The organism is Spirosoma daeguense (genome assembly GCF_054776875.1).
On sequence record NZ_BAAHBF010000010.1, the window covers coordinates 271571 to 288054 of the forward strand.

Below are 16484 nucleotides of genomic sequence, written 5' to 3' on the forward strand. Positions count from 1 at the left end.
CTGTATCGTATTTTTACGAATAATTTATAGATGAGTATCAACTCTGCCACATTTTATTCGTTTATGCAGCTTACCGATTTTAAGACCGCAGCCGCTAATTATAAAGTAATTTTTTTCGATGCATTTGGTGTACTCAAGAATTCTGAGGGCATTTTGCCGGGGATCGAAAAAACGTTTGAGTGGCTTCGGGAAACCGGAAAGACGTTTTACGTATTGACCAACGATGCATCGCGTGGCCCTCAGGAGTTAGCCGAATCGTATTATCGACAGGGTTTCTATGCTATCACACCCGAACGTATCATATCATCGGGTATGCTTGCCCGTGAATACCTCGATTTAAAAGTTCACCAGGGTACCGTGGCTTATCTGGGCACCGAAAAATCGGCGCACTATCTGGAAGCTTCCGGCCTAAAAACGTTGCCCATCAGTCAGGTTGACCTGAAAGAAATCGACGATATTAATGCACTCGTGTTACTCGATGACGAAGGTTTCGACTGGAATACGGATTTGACCAAAACCGTTAATCTGCTCCGGAAACGTAACATTCCGGTTATTGTAGCCAATACCGATGCTACGTATCCGGTTTCGAAGAATCGGATTTCTATTGCTATTGGCGCCGTTGCCAAAATGATCGAAGGCATTGTTGGCAAGCAATTCATCCGGTTTGGGAAGCCCGATGCTCAGGTGTTTATGTTTGCCTACGAACGTCTTGAAAACGCAGAACGTGTAAGCAAACGCGACATTCTGATGGTAGGTGATACGTTAAAAACCGACATCCTTGGCGGTAACAAATTTGGCCTCGATACTATGCTTGTGCTATCGGGAAATACACAGCCGCAAGACGCTGAAATTCTGATACGTAGCACGGGCATTATCCCAACCTACGTCTGCAAATCGATCATTATCAAATAATTACATAATGCTTTCACGCACCCGAACGAGTTTTTCAAGAAGCCCTTCCAACTGATCAAGCGGTAACATGTTTGCGCCATCAGATTTTGCTTCAGATGGATTTGGGTGCGTCTCGATAAACAAACCATCGGCCCCAACTGCGATAGCGGCTTTAGCAATGGTAGCAATCAGTGCAGGTTTCCCACCTGTTACACCTGAGCTTTGATTGGGTTGCTGGAGCGAATGGGTACAGTCCATCACTACGGGTACGCCAAAGGCTTGCATGGCCGGCAAATTTCGGTAATCGACTACCAGATCGCCGTAGCCAAATGAATTACCCCGGTCAGTCAGAAAAACAGTAGCGGCTGGATTGGTTGCTTTTACTTTTTCGACGGCAAATCCCATACTTTCGCCCGATAGAAACTGCCCTTTTTTCACGTTAACAGCCCGACCCGTTTTTGCCGCAGCTTCCAGTAACTCGGTTTGCCGACACAAAAACGCCGGAATCTGTAATACGTCGACAAAAGGGGCAGCGATGGCCGCTTCGTCTGATTCATGAATATCGGTTACTGTCGGAATATCGAACGTATCGCCTACCTCTTTCAGGATCGCCAACGCCTTTTCATCACCGATTCCTGTAAATGAGTTAAGTTTCGTTCGGTTGGCTTTTCGGTAAGACCCCTTGAAAATGTAAGGAATTCCAAGCTTATTTGTAATGGTAACGATACGTTCAGCAATTTGGAGCGCCATATCACGGCCTTCAATAGCACAGGGGCCTGCCATCAGGAAAAATTGGTTTCCATTAGCATGTTTCAACTTGTCGATTTGCATAACTGAGAATCCTTATTTGGAGTGCAAAGTTGCGTAAAACCGCTGAACTGTTCCCAATAATAAACTAATTTCAAGCCATAGCGTAAAACACTACGTTTAGAGCAAAAACCTGATTTTTAATCGTTTCAAACAAGGGCAGATTGAAGGCGGAAACGGCTTGGGGCCTAAAAAATTGTTTGATAATACAAAGGTAAATCCGTTTCTTTGCGCAGTTTTTTAACTCGAACAGACTACGAAAATGTCGGACATTGCACAAAAAGTTAAGAATATCATTGTAGAAAAACTGGGCGTTGAAGAGTCAGAAGTAACGCCTGAGGCAAGCTTCACCAACGATCTGGGTGCTGATTCGCTCGATACAGTAGAGCTGATTATGGAATTTGAAAAAGAATTCAATCTGCCTATTCCTGACGATGAAGCAGAGAAAATCTCTACGGTTGGTCTAGCCATCGAATATCTGGAAAAACACATTGGTAAGTAAGCCAGTGCCGAAATCCATTTAGTACCCGAAAGCCAGCGTAACAAATTTGACATTTGCGTTGTTTTTCAATTTTCATTACGCAGTAAAGCTGTATGACATTCAAGCGAGTAGTAGTGACCGGCCTCGGTGCGTTGACGCCGATTGGTAATGATGTAACCACATACTGGAACAATTTAGCCGCCGGTGTAAGCGGGGCCGGTCCCATTACGAAGTTTGACGCCAGCAAGTTTCGGACGCAATTTGCTTGCGAAGTAAAGGGACTGGACGTAACGCAGCACATTCCCCGACAGGAAGCGCGCAAAATGGATGGGTTTACCCACTATGCGCTTATTGCAACCGAACAAGCTGTTCAAGATGCTAACCTAAACCTCGATACGCTCGACAAAAACAAAGTTGGCGTGATCTGGGGTTCTGGTATTGGTGGTCTTAAGTCATTTGAAGATGAGATGATTGATTATGCCAAAGGCGACGGTACGCCACGTATCAATCCATTCTTTATTGTTCGAATGATTGCCGACAGCGCGTCAGGTCAAATTTCGATGCGGTATGGTTTCCGTGGTACGAACTACGTAACGGTATCAGCCTGTGCTTCGACCAACAACGCCATTATCGACGCATTAAATTACATCCGACTTGGCCGGTTAAATATGTGCGTTGTAGGCGGTTCGGAAGCGGCTGTTACGAAAGCTGGTATTGGTGGATTTAACGCCAACCGGGCTCTTTCGGAACGTAACGACTCGCCCGAAACAGCTTCCCGCCCTTACGATAAAGACCGAGACGGTTTTGTGATGGGTGAAGGCGCTGGCTCAATTATTCTTGAAGAATACGAACATGCCAAAGCTCGCGGAGCCAAAATCTACGCAGAACTAATTGGTGGCGGCATGTCGTCCGATGCATATCACATCACGGCTCCTCACCCCGACGGATTAGGTGCTTTTCTGGCGATGCAGGATGCGCTTAATGATGCTGGTATTGCTCCTGAAGCGATTGATTACATCAATACACACGGTACGTCTACACCCATCGGCGACCCTCAGGAGCTGAAAGCTATTCATCAGTTATTCGGTGAGCATTCGTTTAAACTGAATATCAGCTCAACGAAATCAATGACTGGCCATTTGCTTGGTGCTGCAGGTGCTGTTGAAGCAATTGCCTGTATTAAGGCACTCGAACATCAGATTGTGCCGCCAACGATTAATCATTTCACCAAAGACGACGAAATAGACCCTCGTTTTAACCTGACGTTCAATACGGCACAGGCACGCCCTTTAACCACCGTAATGAGCAACGCGTTTGGGTTTGGAGGCCACAACGCCATCGTCATTTTCCGTAAACTTAGCTGAGTCGTGCAAATCGCTCTGCCACGTAGTTTGTTCAATCCGTTCGACTGGTTTCGGTCCGGTAACAAAGACCCACGTAAGAATCTGCGTCGGTCCATTGGGCATATTATTGGCTCAAGTCCATCCAATCTGGGCTTGTATCAGTTGGCACTACGTCATACTTCGGCATCGAAGGCTACGGCTATTGAGGGATTCCGGGAATCGAACGAACGGCTGGAATATTTAGGCGATGCGGTTCTCGGTATGGTTATCGCTGAGTTTCTTTTCAAAAAATACCCCTACAAAGACGAAGGTTTTCTAACCGAAATTCGCTCTCGCATCGTGAATCGGGAAACCCTGAACGGTATTGCCCGAAAGATCGGTCTCGATCAGTTAATTGAATTCGATGGCAGTCGCACACGTAGTATGCCGGCTCGTACATCGATGTATGGCGATGCACTTGAAGCATTGGTAGGTGCCATTTATCTAGATAAAGGATTTCGGTTTACCCGCCGATTTATCCTAAAAAATCTCCTCTCGCACTACGATATTGAATCTGTAGTACAAAACAACGGTAACTTCAAGAGCCGCCTGATTGAATGGGCGCAACGCGAAGGAAAAGAAATTCGCTTTGAAATAGTTTCTGAAAAAGGGAATAGCCATTTCCGCGAGTTCATTGCTCAGGTGTTAGTCAATGAAGAAGCTTTTGCTATAGGCAGTGGCTATAGTAAAAAGAAAGCGGAACAGGCTGCTGCCGAAAAAGCGTTCGAACTACTAGCTATCAAATAATCTATTCTACCTTCATTCCTGCTTCTGTGCAGATATATGAGATAAGATACGACTAGTTATTTCTCCAACAGTCGGTTTCTACTACGTCATTCTGTCATAAAAAGCGTCCAATTAGTCTATAGTACGCCAAAATTGCCGTATACCGTCTGCGATTTTCGGTTGGTATGCTATTTGAAACTACTTATACGTCTGATTATCTGTTTGTGATAAACACGGTAACGCGAAATAGAGCCTTATATAGGAACCTGAAATAGCTTCCCTCAGAGCGAGAGTCTATGAAGGAATCCTGCGTGCTTTTTGTTAACTTGAAGGCCCTTTAACAAAGCTCTGTTAAATTTTGTTAAGGTCATGCCAGAGTCGAATTTTTCGGAATCAGGTTTCCGTTATACCAACAGACAACAATAGCTGTTTTCAACACAAATAAAGCAATTAGATTTCTCTCAATTAAATCATGAAAAGCAACTGGAAATTATTAGCGCTGATGGCCCTCATGTCGAGTGCAATCACGCTTGCCGCTTACAACCTGTTGGGTTTCAACAACCGGGATGTAATCTTCAACGAGTCGAACCCTAATGCTACCAGTACCAATCGTCTGATATCGATGCCTGGTGGCCCTACTGCAATTCCGGGTGATTTCTCAACAGCCGCCGAAGCTGTAACGCCTACAGTTGTACACATTCGTACAACGATGACACGTACTGTACGTCAGCAACAAATGCCCGATATCTTCCGGGAGTTCTTCGGTGATGAATTCGGTGGTGGCCAACGCCAACCACGTCGCCAGCAAGGACAGGCTTCGGGATCTGGTGTAATCATCAGCAAAGATGGTTACATCGTAACGAATAATCACGTAGTGCAGGATGCCGATGAAGTTGAGGTAGTTATGACCGATAAGCGTAGCTTTAAAGCAAAAGTTATCGGTACAGATCCTTTAACTGATCTTGCGGTTATCAAAGTAGAAGCAAACAACCTCCCTGCTATTACATTGGGAGATTCCGATGGCCTTAAATTAGGCGAGTGGGTTCTGGCAGTTGGTTATCCGTTGGATCTGGAATCAACCGTTACTGCGGGTATCGTAAGTGCCAAAGGTCGTCGGATTGGTATTCTGGATCAGAATATCAACCGTAACGAAGAAAAGCCAGATTCTCCTGTAGAATCGTTCATCCAAACCGATGCCGCTATCAATCCAGGTAACTCAGGTGGAGCCTTAGTTAACCTACGTGGCGAACTGGTGGGTATTAACTCTGCTATCGCTTCGGCAACAGGTTACTACAGTGGTTATGGTTTTGCAGTACCTGTATCGCTCGTGAAAAAAGTATCGGCCGATCTGCTCAAATACGGTAACGTACAACGTGGTTATATCGGTATTCTGCCACAAGAGCTAAATAGTACGCTTGCTAAAGAGAAAGGCACGAAAGTAGGCCGTGGTATCTATGTAAACGAGGTAGTTGCCAAAGGCGCTGCCGAATCTGCCGGCCTGAAAAAAGGTGATGTTATCGTAAAAATGGAAGGCCAATCGCTTGATTCTGACGCACAAATGCGTGAAATCATCGGTCGTCGTCGTCCAGGTGACGTAGTAACTGTAACCGTAAATCGCGATGGTACCGAGCGAGATTTCAAAGTTGAATTGCGCAATCGGAATGGTGGTCGTGATATTATCAAAAAGGCCGATGTTACTGCCGCTGCTACGTCCCTTAAATCGCTTGGAGCCAATTTCGAGGCACTAACAGCTCAGGAAGCCAAACAATTAGGCGTGAGTGGCGGTGTTAAGGTTGCGAAAATTGTGGATGGTAAACTGGCCGAAACCGACGTAGAAGAAGGCTTTATTATTGTAAAGGCCAACGGCAAAAACGTTAAAACAACCAAAGACCTTCAGGATATTCTTGCTTCGGTTAAAGAAGGTGAAGGCCTGATGTTGATCGGCATGTATCCGAACAGTTCGCGGATGTACTACTACGCGGTGCCTGTGTAAACACAAGCAACAACACCCAAAAAGAAAGGCTGACGTGGATACGTCAGCCTTTCTTTTTGGGTGTGTATAAAAAAATTATTCGAAGTAATTCGGAACTTGATGGCCTTTCTCAGCAAGAATCTGGTCGCGCCGGAACAATTTGATATCAGCCCTCATCATATCTTCAACAAGTGCTTTCAAGTCGTATTTAGGCTTCCAGTTCAATTGGGTCATAGCTTTCGTAGGATCTCCTAATAGTAAATCCACTTCAGTGGGGCGATAATAACGCGGATCAACGCAAACAACTGCTTGACCAATAGCTACAGGGAATTCAGCATTCGAAGTACTTACAACTTTACCAACTTCGGCAGCACCCTCGCCACTGAATTCTAGTTCTACACCTATTTCGGCAAATGCCATCCGCACAAAATCCCGAACGCTGGTTGTTACGCCGGTAGCTACCACAAAATCCTCAGGTTTTTCCTGTTGAAGTATAAGATACATAGCCTCAACGTAATCTTTCGCATGCCCCCAGTCACGTAACGAATCAAGGTTACCAAGATATACTTTGTCCTGAAGGCCTAATCCGATTCGGGCAACAGCACGCGTGATCTTACGGGTTACGAATGTTTCGCCACGTAGTGGCGACTCATGATTGAAAAGAATACCGTTGCAGGCGTACATGCCGTATGCCTCGCGATAGTTGACCGTAATCCAGTAACCATATAGTTTAGCAACAGCGTAGGGAGAACGAGGGTAAAATGGTGTTGTTTCAGACTGCGCATGCCCCTGAACACCTCCATATAACTCCGACGTAGATGCCTGATAAATGCGCGTTTTATGTGTGAGCCCCAATAAACGAACGGCTTCCAGAATTCGCAACGTACCAATACCATCGACCTGCGCTGTATATTCTGGCTCCTCAAAACTTACACGCACGTGCGACATTGCACCAAGGTTGTAAATTTCATCGGGTTGAACTTCCTGGATAATACGTATAATATTCGTCGAATCTGATAAATCGCCATAATGAAGCTTGAAGCGAATATTTTTCTCATGCGGATCTTCATAAATATGGTCAATCCGCTGCGTATTGAAGAGTGAACTCCGGCGTTTGATGCCGTGAACTTCATAGCCTTTTTCTAAAAGAAGTTCGGCTAAATAAGCTCCGTCCTGTCCGGTAATTCCGGTAATAATTGCCTTCTTCATAATAACCTATGCTGGTCAAAGCTCCTGCCTGAAATTGTACAAAATCCGGCAAAGGTAAACCTAACCTATCAAATTTTATAACTTATTTTATTAACAGGCTGCGTCGAATATCGACTTTATCGGGCTGTAACTGAGACCCTCCAATTAATTTCCGGATTGATGTATAATACCGTTCAGCATCAATTCTGCGCATAAAATCGCCCACCTTAAGCTTATACGTTGGCTGATTATACGTCAGATATGGGTTGAGTTCCGGGAAATTCTGATAAATCAGCAATTTGGCAGCATCAGCTTCCTGACGCTGATTGCCTACGTAAACTTGGATTCGAAAACCAGGCGCATATCGTATAGTACGATTTTGCGTAGCAATCGTATCAAGAACCAAATCCAGACGTCGGTTAATGTGTGTTGCTTCAACTAATGTATTTGGTTTGCGCGTGTCGGTACGACGAGGAGCAGTGGTCGTTGTTGCGTTCGTATTACTTACTGAGGTTGGTTTATTGGCTGTTGAACCCACCGTATATACAGGACGTACCGATGATAAGTCTTCGCTATAACTGTTATAATCTATGGATCGGCCTGTAGTAACTGGTCGGCTACTAGCACAGCCTGTCATCAATAAGAGGCTCAATATCCAGATTTCACCTAATCTGCCTTGCATAATTATTATCAAACAATGCTGTAAAATTAGCCATTTTGTGGGTTCTAAAACGTATCAGTACTGGCTTTGTTATAAAGCCAGTTAGTAATTGGTTAATTTTGGACGTTTACTTCGCGCTCCTTATGCTGAATATACAAAGCCACGTATCGCTTAAGCCTTATAATACATTTGGAATAGATGCTTCTGCACGATACTGGATCGAGATTTTCTCTGAAAACGATTTACAGACCTTACTACAGCTATCTGAGTATCTCGATACATCCAAATTCATTCTTGGCGGTGGCAGCAACGTATTGCTTTGTCAGGATTTTGACGGAATGGTTGTCAAAATGAATATTCAGGGTATAACTATTCTTCGTGAAGATGATAACCATATTTTCCTAACGGCCGGCGCTGGTGTCAACTGGCATGAGCTGGTCCAGTTTTGCGTAGCTCATAATTACGCAGGTATTGAAAATCTGTCGCTCATTCCAGGCACAGTTGGCGCTGCGCCTATGCAGAATATTGGTGCCTATGGCGTCGAATTAGAACAAGTATTTGAGTCACTAACGGCTATTCACATAACAACTGGAGAAAAGAGAACCTTTACCCATGCCGACTGTGCTTTTGGTTATCGGGAAAGCGTATTTAAACACAACCTGAAGGGACAATACATTATTACAAGTGTTACGTTCCGGCTCGATAAACACCCTATTTTTCACACGCGTTATGGAGCTATTCAGGAAACGCTTACTGACATGGGAGTAACTGAAAATACGCTGTCGATAAAGGCTATTAGTGAGGCTGTCATTCATATAAGACGTAGTAAACTACCTGATCCGGCCCAAATCGGAAACGCTGGTAGCTTTTTCAAAAATCCAGAAATTCCAAAAAGCCAATTCGATAGCTTGAAAGAGAGCTTCCCCGATTTGCCGGGTTATCCAGTAAGCGATAACGTAGTGAAAGTGCCTGCAGGCTGGCTTATTGAACGAGCTGGCTGGAAAGGATACCGCTCAGGTGATGCGGGCGTACACGCGAAACAAGCGTTAGTGCTGGTTAATTATGGAAATGCCACTGGAAACGAAATCATTGACCTGGCCAAACGCGTGCAGGCGTCAGTAGCAGATCAGTTTGGCATACGTATTTCGCCAGAAGTAAATATGATTTAACTAGAATAGCGCTGAAAGGAGGTTCTATTTTCCTTTTCAACGCTATTCTTATATCCTTTAAAGCACCAGATTACTAGTCAAAACAAAGCGAAGCTGCCCCGAGCAAGCCAGCATCGTTACCTAACGTAGCACGTTTGATACTCAGGCCATTTTTGTAATATTCGTTCAGCCAGTAATCAAGGGTTTTATTAACGGCAGGAAGAATGTAATCAAATGACGCCGATAAGCCTCCTCCTATTAACACTTGCTTGATATCCAGAATTTTAATCAACGACGCCAGACCTTCGGCCAGAATTTCGCCAACTTCTGTCCAGATTTGCAAAGCCAATTCATCACCTTCAGCGGCTGCTGCAACTAGTCCTGTTGTTGAAATATTACCATCGTCTGGTAACTGAGTTTCTCCTTCATATGCTTTCCGGCGCTCATTGGCGAGTTGCAGCAATTCTACTTTACCAATGTTACGTTCCAGCACACGCCCATTCCGGGAAGGAATGTGGCCCGGTTCCATCGCGTTACCGTCGCCACCCGTAAAGATTTTCTTATTGATAATGGCGGCTCCGCCAACACCAGTACCTAACGTAATGAAGATATAATTTTCGGTAATTTTCTCTTCAGCGAAATAATATTCGCCCAGAGCAGCCGCGTTGGCGTCGTTTGCCAGAAAAAATTGCGTTCCCGGAAAGCGTTTGCTCAACAAATCGACCATCGGAATATCATTGATTTCTGGAATAGCCGTAATTTCGAGCGGCACGGTACGTTCCCGGTTAAGCATACCCGGCAAGCCAATACCTACTTTCTTGACATCTTTATTGCTAAGCAATTGCAATGCAACGGCATCGCCAAAGCGATCGATAAAATGTCCCGATTCGCGCCAGCTAATGGTGTCGTGGCTATAGAAATTGGAGATTTTACCAGTATTGGCATCAACAATGCCCATTTTGACGTTTGTTCCACCAACGTCAATACCCAGATACTCAACGGATGCCATTCTTAACAGAAATCAGTTACAGTTAACAGTTAATTCGGTCAGGATTCGATGTAATAGGGCGCAAGATACGAAAGAGTGCTTAGTCAATCGCATCCGGGCCGCTGTTTCTAGTAAACGCTACAGGTCGCCCAATTGCGGACGTATCAAAATTTCCTCAACAACGGCACTTTTCGAGAGTGAGAAAGCGGCCCAAATGCTGTCTGCTACGTCGCCGGGTTTCATAAATCGATCCTCAGGCAAGTCTGTTCCGTCCCAGCTTGCGGTCAACGTAGCACCGGGCAAAACGGCTGTTACTTTCACGTCATGCGGTTTTAATTCTTCACGTATCACCCGACTCATACCCAGCAACGCAAATTTCGAGATACAATACGAACCTCCGTTTGTGTAAGCTGTAATACTTGCCGTTGAGCACATCATGAAAATATGCCCTTTCCGATGGGTAATCATATCACCAACAAGCCCACGCGTCAGATGATACGCACTTGCTACGTTGGTATTCATGAGCAGCTCAAACGTGCCCTCTTCCTCATTATGAATCTGCCCCGGCCGAAATATACCCGTGTTGTTCAGGAGCATATCAACAGGACGATTCAGCGACTGAATATAATTTACCAACGAGTTAACTCCTTCTCGAGTCGACAAATCGGCAGCAAACGGCAAGAGGCCATTCCCTGCTACGTTATCAATTGAACGGGCACAGACAACTGCATCGAAACCTTCGGCAATAAATCGTTCGGCCACCGCCCGGCCAATTCCTTTTGTACCTCCGGTAACAACAATAAGTGGATTCATAGTTAAAAAAGACCTTTTACAACTCGAAAAACCTCAATTCATTAAGGTTTAGTAAAGAGCGCAAGTTACGTCAGAAACCATTCTATCTTTACGGGGGTTCTCCCGAATGAAGCCTATTGCGTTTATGGCTGGGTTGATTCGTTTCGCTACACGTTTTTATGTCACGATTAGGTAATTATTTTATTTTTCTGGGCACCCTTTTCCGAAACCGGGAAAAGCTTCGTGTTTACCTGAATCTTATTCTGAACGAATGTACATCGATTGGCGTCGGGTCTATTTTTATTGTTGCGCTGGTCAATACGTTTATTGGTGCTGTTACGTGCGTGCAGACGGCCTATAACCTCACCAATCCGTTTGTGCCGAAAAACATTATTGCGCTTATTGTACGCGATAGTTCTATTCTGGAACTGGCTCCTACCCTTTCGTGCATTGTTTTAGCCGGAAAAGTGGGGTCCAATATTGCCGGTGAATTGGGCACGATGCGTATTACCGAACAAATTGATGCACTGGAAGTTATGGGCATCAATTCAAGTTCCTATCTGGTATTGCCCAAGGTGATTGCTTCCGTACTGATGTTTCCGTTACTGGTAATTATGGCAGGCTTTCTATCGATTCTGGGCGGTTACATTGCAGGCACGTTAGCAGGTGTGATTTCGCCTGAGGAATATGTATCAGGTCTCCGAGTCGATTACAAACCGTTCGGTGTTGTTTTCGCGCTAATTAAAACGTTTGTGTTTGCCTTTCTGGTTTCGACGATTTCAGCCTATCAGGGCTACAACGTGCGTGGTGGAGCATTGGAAGTGGGTGCCGCTTCGACCTCGGCTGTTACCAACAGTTGCATCGCTATTGTAGCCGCAGACTTCGTTCTGACACAGTTGTTACTTACTTAATTTTGAATGATTGAGTGGTTGAATGATTGACTAGAAAGTGACAAAACATCTACTCAATCATTCAACCACTCAATCATTTAATCATTACTACGATGATCGAAATCAAGAATATAGCTAAAACCTTTGGTGATCGGCAGGTTCTGGCGGGTATTAATGGTACGTTTGAACCGGGTAAAACAACGCTGGTTATTGGCGGTAGTGGAACCGGCAAAAGCGTGCTGCTCAAATGCATGATTGGGTTGGTAAAACCTGATGCTGGCGAGGTTCTTTACGACGGTCGTAATTTTCTAACCGCAGATATAAACGAACAAAAAGCAATTCGACGCGAAATGGGTGTACTGTTTCAGGGATCTGCGCTGTTCGATTCAAAAACCGTTCTTCAGAATGTCCGCTTTCCGCTCGATATGCTTACCGATTTGTCGGAAAGTGAAAAAGTTGACCGCTCTCAGGAGTGCCTTCAGCGGGTAGGGTTAGGCGATGCAGGCGAACGGATGCCTTCTGAAATTAGTGGTGGCATGAAAAAGCGGGTCGGTATTGCCCGAGCTATTGTCCTGAATCCCAAATACTTGTTTTGCGACGAACCTAATTCAGGTCTCGACCCGCTGACGTCTATAAAAATCGACCAGCTTATCTCTGAAATCACAGACGAGTATCAGATTACGACCGTGGTGATTACGCACGACATGAACTCAATGATGGAGATTGGCGAGAAAATCATGTTCCTCTACAAAGGCAAAAAACTCTGGGAAGGTAACAGTAATACGTTAACGCACTCAAGCATTGATGAATTGAACGAGTTTATCAATGCCAACAAACTCATCCGCGAAATGGGAATAAATGGTTAAGTTTTCCGCCATCAACGTAGTATCAGTGACTAAAGCTGAAGGCACGAATAGAGTTTGTATTTCTAAAAAATATAAATCGTGGTTTTGCTAAAGCCATGAAACTACTCGCTTTAACGTAGCAGGAGTGGTTAAAAACGCCAGCGGGCCTGTACTTTCACTTCCGATTTGTGCGGAGCATTGATCTGGTCGAGGTCAGAGCCAACCGTAGGTCGATTTGTTACGTTGATTCGAGCCCAACGCACCCAAATGTCGAGATGGCGACTTAGGTTGTATTGGGCCAGCACATAATGCCGGAAACCTCGATAGAAATAAGCTGGAAATGAAAACGCGTAAAGCACATCCCGTTCGTAAACGTACTGGCGACTGTCATAATCGTCGGTCCCAAACAGTGCGACCCTCCCGCTAACACTCAGCCGTCGATAATCGAACGTAGCGTCCTGCACAACTGCAAAACCACGCGAAGGCGATTGCCCCTGATACGTAAAACCTCCCCATTGCATGCGCGAACGTAACACTAAACCCTGCACAGGTTTGTACTCAGCATTCAATACGTAGTTTCGGCGGGTGGTGCCCACTACGTTCCGAGCCTTATCACCGGGCAGATTTTTCTCTTTTTTCTCGTCGTGATAAACGGCGTAGAAAGTTGTCTTACGGTTCGGTGTGTAACGTATCTGAACCAGATAATCGAAACCCTGCGCTGGTTTATCAACCAGATATTTCAGCCAAGGAAAACGAAAATAGTCGACAAAACCGCCGATCGTAATTTTCCGGTAAACGCTGTATTTCAACCCTAGATACGCACCTGATTCGTTGATGCTACGTCCGCCTTCGCTAAACCCATTGCTATAGAAACTATGAAAATTACGGTCGTAATGACGTAGCACCAATGCCGCATCTATTTTCCGTGTCAGGCTAACCAGCGTACCACCCACAAAACCCAATCCACCCGAATTCGTTGCCGAACCCGAACTTCGGGCTACTTCAGCAAACAGATTCCAGTTGTGCCAGATATAACTTCCGTGCACACCAGCTACTACGTTTTGCTTACCGGTAAATTCGTACTGATTGTATGGAAGATCCCGCTTTCGAACAAATGTATCGAATGTAGTACGCAATGCCGTAAAGCCAAGTTGCAACTGGTTTCGATTGCGATACAGAAGATGAGCGCCCAGATTCGTCTCTATAAGACTGCCCAGATCGGCAATTTCGGAAGGCGTTCGGTGCAGACCCGATGTCTGAAGCGACGTAGCAGTAACTCCTTCAGCACCTTCAACCGTATTGGCATCCCGCCGATTACGAGCCGTTAGAAGCATTACGTCGATTTTGGGACTTATGGCATACGTAGCGCTTATACCCCGAAAGTAACCGTATTCTGTTAGAGACGTGTAAGGTCGAGTACCAAGAGTTGGACGGCGAACTGTTTGCACCGTTGCCGCGCTTTTCCCCAATGTGAAGCCAGCGGAGAGAACCAGCCCCTGACCCGCCTGTACCTGATAATCGCCAACTAAAATTGTACGCCATTTACCTCTATTCTGCAACTGAGCATGAAATGATACGTAGTCAGCTCCATATCGGTTACCCGACGGTTGCCAGACTAACTGCTCTCCAGCGTCTTTTTCGAGCGTCAGGCCAATGCTAAATGCACGAGGTCGGCTATATCGATAACGAACGTACCACTGATTTGGCCCACCCAGATACCGAGTCGGGAGTTTCCCATTTTTATCTGGCGTAGCGTCTGAAAAACCTTTCTGCTGCTCCAGGATGCGTTCGTAACGTAGTACCACGTAATTGTCGGTAGGCGTGGGGAGTTTGTGTAACAATCCAGATGTATTTCCAACCGTTACAAAAGGCATTAGCCTGCGGATGGTCGGTACGTCAAAATCAGGAACGGCCTGAAGCTCGTAGATGGACAACAAATCCCCCAAATTAGTCCGATACGTAGTGAAGCTGTTGAGTTGCCGTTCACTAAGCAGATATGTTGCCGCGAGTTCTTCCCGGGTCGCCCGATTAAGGTCGAGGGGTTGGGCGTAGAGTTGCGTTAGCGCATCATAAACAGCCTCGTAGTCAACGCCTTCGCTTTGAAACGGAAACAAATCCTGTAAATAAAGGCTTAGCTCTCCTTCGCGACGAGAAGGTACATTTGTTTGAGACCATGCCGGTATATAAGCGAAGCAACCGACAAATAACAATACATAAATAGTTCGCAACGTCTTTCCTGAGATTCGGTATAAGCACCATCATCCCAATCAGACTTACGAACTATATATTGGCGATGAAGGCGATCTATAGGACGATCAACCCTCAAAAAAGATACAATTCTAAAAAAAAAGGATACAATTCTAAGCAAACCGACGTTTGAGAATTTCAACCAGTTCGCTTACTTCATCGCTACTCATGTCCCACAAATACTGCGATGCATACCGATACGAAATCAGATCGAGGGCTTGTCCGTAGTTATTCAGTTTATCAATCTCATCGACGGCTTGATTATAAGCACTCGAATTGCCATTAAAAAGCTGGTTGATAAACCGAAATTTCTGGTTGAGCGAAATGCTACGTGCTACGCTCTCAATGGGTGCCCGATTAAACTTCTCCGCAACAGAAGCGGGTTCAGCAGGTGTAGTTTCGCGCAACGTATCATTTAACGTGGTAGCTGACGTATCAGCCGAACGAGCTGGTTCTGACGGGGCAGGTGGTGTAATGGCGCCCGTTGGCATCGGCGATGGCTGACTAATGGGCGCAACCGGCTTAGGCCCTGATTCTCCATTCAGGAATTTTGTTCCAATAACCGTCGAGTCATAATCAACATCATGAAGCGGCCGTTCAATCGTCTTTGGTCGTTCCTGCGGTGTGTCTGTTTCCACAGAGTACGTTGGCTGTGGCGGCACGGCGGGCGTTACGCTTGCTGGAATTGAATCGACCGGGACTAATGGTGCCGGAGGAACCGCAGGTTCGTTAGACGTAGCCGTATCGAAGAACGAACGGGCGGGATTTGCCGGAATCGAATCGGGAACATGGCTTCGTAACAGCATCGATACGTCCATCGGAAGCTTCTCCGAAAACTGAGCCACAAATTTATCGTAGTGTTCAATTTCGTGACCACGTTGTGTCAGAGCTTCATCCAGATAGGTCAATGCCTGATTTACGTAAACAAAGGGTCGACCATTTACCCGCTGCATGATATGCTGTGGAATAAACTGGTTAATTTTTGTATATCGCACAATTTGTTTCAGGGCAGCGGCTGTTACCGTAAACTCGGGCTGTTCACGCAACACATCATCGAAGTACGATCTGGGGTCGAAAATCATGATGATAGCCCGGCGGGTGGCATCGGCCAGCAACGGTTCGAGGTGTTCGCGCCGAACCGAAATATGCTGCGATACTACGTTCATGAAATTCTGAAGCGCTTCCTGAACTTCGGCATCCGTAAAGTCGAAATAAGGACTACGAAATTTTTCCGCATCGGCCTGCCATTTATCAGATAAACTACTAATAATAAATAGGTTAACTTGAACAATAGGCGTCAACTTTAAAATTTGCTGACCATTAATCGTTGCATGATTCTGGAAAAAATCAGCCGCTATCCGACGGGCGTAGGACTTACTATATTCGCTAAGTGCGTTCGCGTTAAACTTGTTCGACATTAGGAAAAGCCTTTGTTTTGTAAATATATAGCTTTCGGGAACAAACCG

General features: G+C 45.5%; 15 protein-coding genes. 8 read left to right on the top strand and 7 right to left on the bottom strand.

Annotation, left to right across the window (positions count from 1 at the left end):
* Positions 1-63: 63 nt before the first annotated feature.
* Positions 64-912, top strand: a complete 849-nt coding sequence (locus tag ACYVD4_RS28655) for a TIGR01459 family HAD-type hydrolase (RefSeq protein WP_460951630.1) — start codon at positions 64-66, stop codon at positions 910-912.
* On the opposite strand, the gene kdsA is transcribed toward ACYVD4_RS28655, so the two are convergent.
* The gene (gene kdsA, locus ACYVD4_RS28660) at positions 913-1722 is read right to left on the bottom strand and encodes a 3-deoxy-8-phosphooctulonate synthase (RefSeq protein ID WP_460951479.1); all 810 of its coding nucleotides are present in this window, start codon (positions 1720-1722) and stop codon (positions 913-915) included.
* Positions 1723-1960: 238 nt separating this feature from the next.
* On the opposite strand from kdsA, the gene ACYVD4_RS28665 reads away from it, so the two are divergent.
* The 4 genes from ACYVD4_RS28665 (at position 1961) to ACYVD4_RS28680 (ending at position 6280) form a co-directional block, all read left to right on the top strand.
* Complete coding sequence (locus tag ACYVD4_RS28665; protein ID WP_018617787.1) at positions 1961-2200, top strand: acyl carrier protein; 240 nt, start codon at positions 1961-1963, stop codon at positions 2198-2200.
* A gap of 92 nt (positions 2201-2292) precedes the next feature.
* Positions 2293-3543 (top strand): beta-ketoacyl-ACP synthase II, encoded by a 1251-nt coding sequence (fabF, locus tag ACYVD4_RS28670; protein ID WP_460951481.1) that lies wholly within the window; start codon positions 2293-2295, stop codon positions 3541-3543.
* A gap of 3 nt (positions 3544-3546) precedes the next feature.
* Positions 3547-4308 carry a ribonuclease III gene (gene rnc, locus ACYVD4_RS28675; RefSeq protein WP_460951483.1) on the top strand — a complete coding sequence of 254 codons (762 nt, stop codon included), beginning with the start codon at positions 3547-3549 and terminating at the stop codon, positions 4306-4308.
* A 451-nt stretch (positions 4309-4759) separates the two neighbouring features.
* A complete protein-coding gene (locus tag ACYVD4_RS28680) occupies positions 4760-6280 on the top strand; it encodes a Do family serine endopeptidase (RefSeq protein WP_460951485.1) in 1521 nt (506 codons plus the stop codon).
* A 75-nt stretch (positions 6281-6355) separates the two neighbouring features.
* Here ACYVD4_RS28680 and gmd read toward each other — a convergent pair whose 3' ends face one another.
* The gene (gene gmd, locus ACYVD4_RS28685; RefSeq protein ID WP_460951486.1) at positions 6356-7468 is read right to left on the bottom strand and encodes a GDP-mannose 4,6-dehydratase; all 1113 of its coding nucleotides are present in this window, start codon (positions 7466-7468) and stop codon (positions 6356-6358) included.
* A gap of 82 nt (positions 7469-7550) precedes the next feature.
* Entirely contained in the window at positions 7551-8129 is a 579-nt protein-coding gene (locus ACYVD4_RS28690; RefSeq protein WP_460951488.1) for an SPOR domain-containing protein, read from the bottom strand.
* 122 nt (positions 8130-8251) lie between these two features.
* On the opposite strand from ACYVD4_RS28690, the gene murB reads away from it, so the two are divergent.
* Complete coding sequence (murB, locus tag ACYVD4_RS28695; protein WP_460951490.1) at positions 8252-9277, top strand: UDP-N-acetylmuramate dehydrogenase; 1026 nt, start codon at positions 8252-8254, stop codon at positions 9275-9277.
* 73 nt (positions 9278-9350) lie between these two features.
* On the opposite strand, the gene ACYVD4_RS28700 is transcribed toward murB, so the two are convergent.
* Positions 9351-10265 carry an ROK family protein gene (locus ACYVD4_RS28700; protein WP_460951492.1) on the bottom strand — a complete coding sequence of 305 codons (915 nt, stop codon included), beginning with the start codon at positions 10263-10265 and terminating at the stop codon, positions 9351-9353.
* Between the two features lie 117 nt (positions 10266-10382).
* Positions 10383-11057 carry an SDR family oxidoreductase gene (locus ACYVD4_RS28705; protein WP_460951493.1) on the bottom strand — a complete coding sequence of 225 codons (675 nt, stop codon included), beginning with the start codon at positions 11055-11057 and terminating at the stop codon, positions 10383-10385.
* Between the two features lie 158 nt (positions 11058-11215).
* Between ACYVD4_RS28705 and ACYVD4_RS28710 the strand changes: the two genes are divergently transcribed.
* Both ACYVD4_RS28710 and ACYVD4_RS28715 read left to right on the top strand, forming a co-directional pair.
* Positions 11216-11947: an MlaE family ABC transporter permease gene (locus ACYVD4_RS28710; RefSeq protein ID WP_460951495.1), complete on the top strand. Its 732-nt coding sequence runs from the start codon at positions 11216-11218 to the stop codon at positions 11945-11947.
* Between the two features lie 92 nt (positions 11948-12039).
* Complete coding sequence (locus ACYVD4_RS28715) at positions 12040-12792, top strand: ABC transporter ATP-binding protein (protein ID WP_460951497.1); 753 nt, start codon at positions 12040-12042, stop codon at positions 12790-12792.
* 128 nt (positions 12793-12920) lie between these two features.
* Here the strand turns inward: ACYVD4_RS28715 and ACYVD4_RS28720 are convergent, their stop codons facing one another.
* Together ACYVD4_RS28720 and ACYVD4_RS28725 are read right to left on the bottom strand one after the other, a co-directional pair.
* The gene (locus ACYVD4_RS28720; protein ID WP_460951499.1) at positions 12921-14999 is read right to left on the bottom strand and encodes a ComEA family DNA-binding protein; all 2079 of its coding nucleotides are present in this window, start codon (positions 14997-14999) and stop codon (positions 12921-12923) included.
* A 132-nt stretch (positions 15000-15131) separates the two neighbouring features.
* Positions 15132-16436 (bottom strand): hypothetical protein, encoded by a 1305-nt coding sequence (locus ACYVD4_RS28725; protein ID WP_460951501.1) that lies wholly within the window; start codon positions 16434-16436, stop codon positions 15132-15134.
* Positions 16437-16484: the final 48 nt, after the last annotated feature.

Excerpts from the sequence above, each read along its gene's own strand:
- gmd (WP_460951486.1), bottom strand. The coding sequence starts at position 7,468 with ATGAAGAAGGCAATTATTACCGGAATTACCGGACAGGACGGAGCTTAT.
- ACYVD4_RS28665 (WP_018617787.1), top strand. The coding sequence starts at position 1,961 with ATGTCGGACATTGCACAAAAAGTTAAGAATATCATTGTAGAAAAACTG.
- ACYVD4_RS28705 (WP_460951493.1), bottom strand. The coding sequence starts at position 11,057 with ATGAATCCACTTATTGTTGTTACCGGAGGTACAAAAGGAATTGGCCGG.
- ACYVD4_RS28725 (WP_460951501.1), bottom strand. The coding sequence starts at position 16,436 with ATGTCGAACAAGTTTAACGCGAACGCACTTAGCGAATATAGTAAGTCC.
- ACYVD4_RS28715 (WP_460951497.1), top strand. The coding sequence starts at position 12,040 with ATGATCGAAATCAAGAATATAGCTAAAACCTTTGGTGATCGGCAGGTT.
- ACYVD4_RS28690 (WP_460951488.1), bottom strand. The coding sequence starts at position 8,129 with ATGCAAGGCAGATTAGGTGAAATCTGGATATTGAGCCTCTTATTGATG.
- kdsA (WP_460951479.1), bottom strand. The coding sequence starts at position 1,722 with ATGCAAATCGACAAGTTGAAACATGCTAATGGAAACCAATTTTTCCTG.
- murB (WP_460951490.1), top strand. The coding sequence starts at position 8,252 with ATGCTGAATATACAAAGCCACGTATCGCTTAAGCCTTATAATACATTT.
- ACYVD4_RS28655 (WP_460951630.1), top strand. The coding sequence starts at position 64 with ATGCAGCTTACCGATTTTAAGACCGCAGCCGCTAATTATAAAGTAATT.
- ACYVD4_RS28710 (WP_460951495.1), top strand. The coding sequence starts at position 11,216 with ATGTCACGATTAGGTAATTATTTTATTTTTCTGGGCACCCTTTTCCGA.
- ACYVD4_RS28680 (WP_460951485.1), top strand. The coding sequence starts at position 4,760 with ATGAAAAGCAACTGGAAATTATTAGCGCTGATGGCCCTCATGTCGAGT.
- ACYVD4_RS28700 (WP_460951492.1), bottom strand. The coding sequence starts at position 10,265 with ATGGCATCCGTTGAGTATCTGGGTATTGACGTTGGTGGAACAAACGTC.
- fabF (WP_460951481.1), top strand. The coding sequence starts at position 2,293 with ATGACATTCAAGCGAGTAGTAGTGACCGGCCTCGGTGCGTTGACGCCG.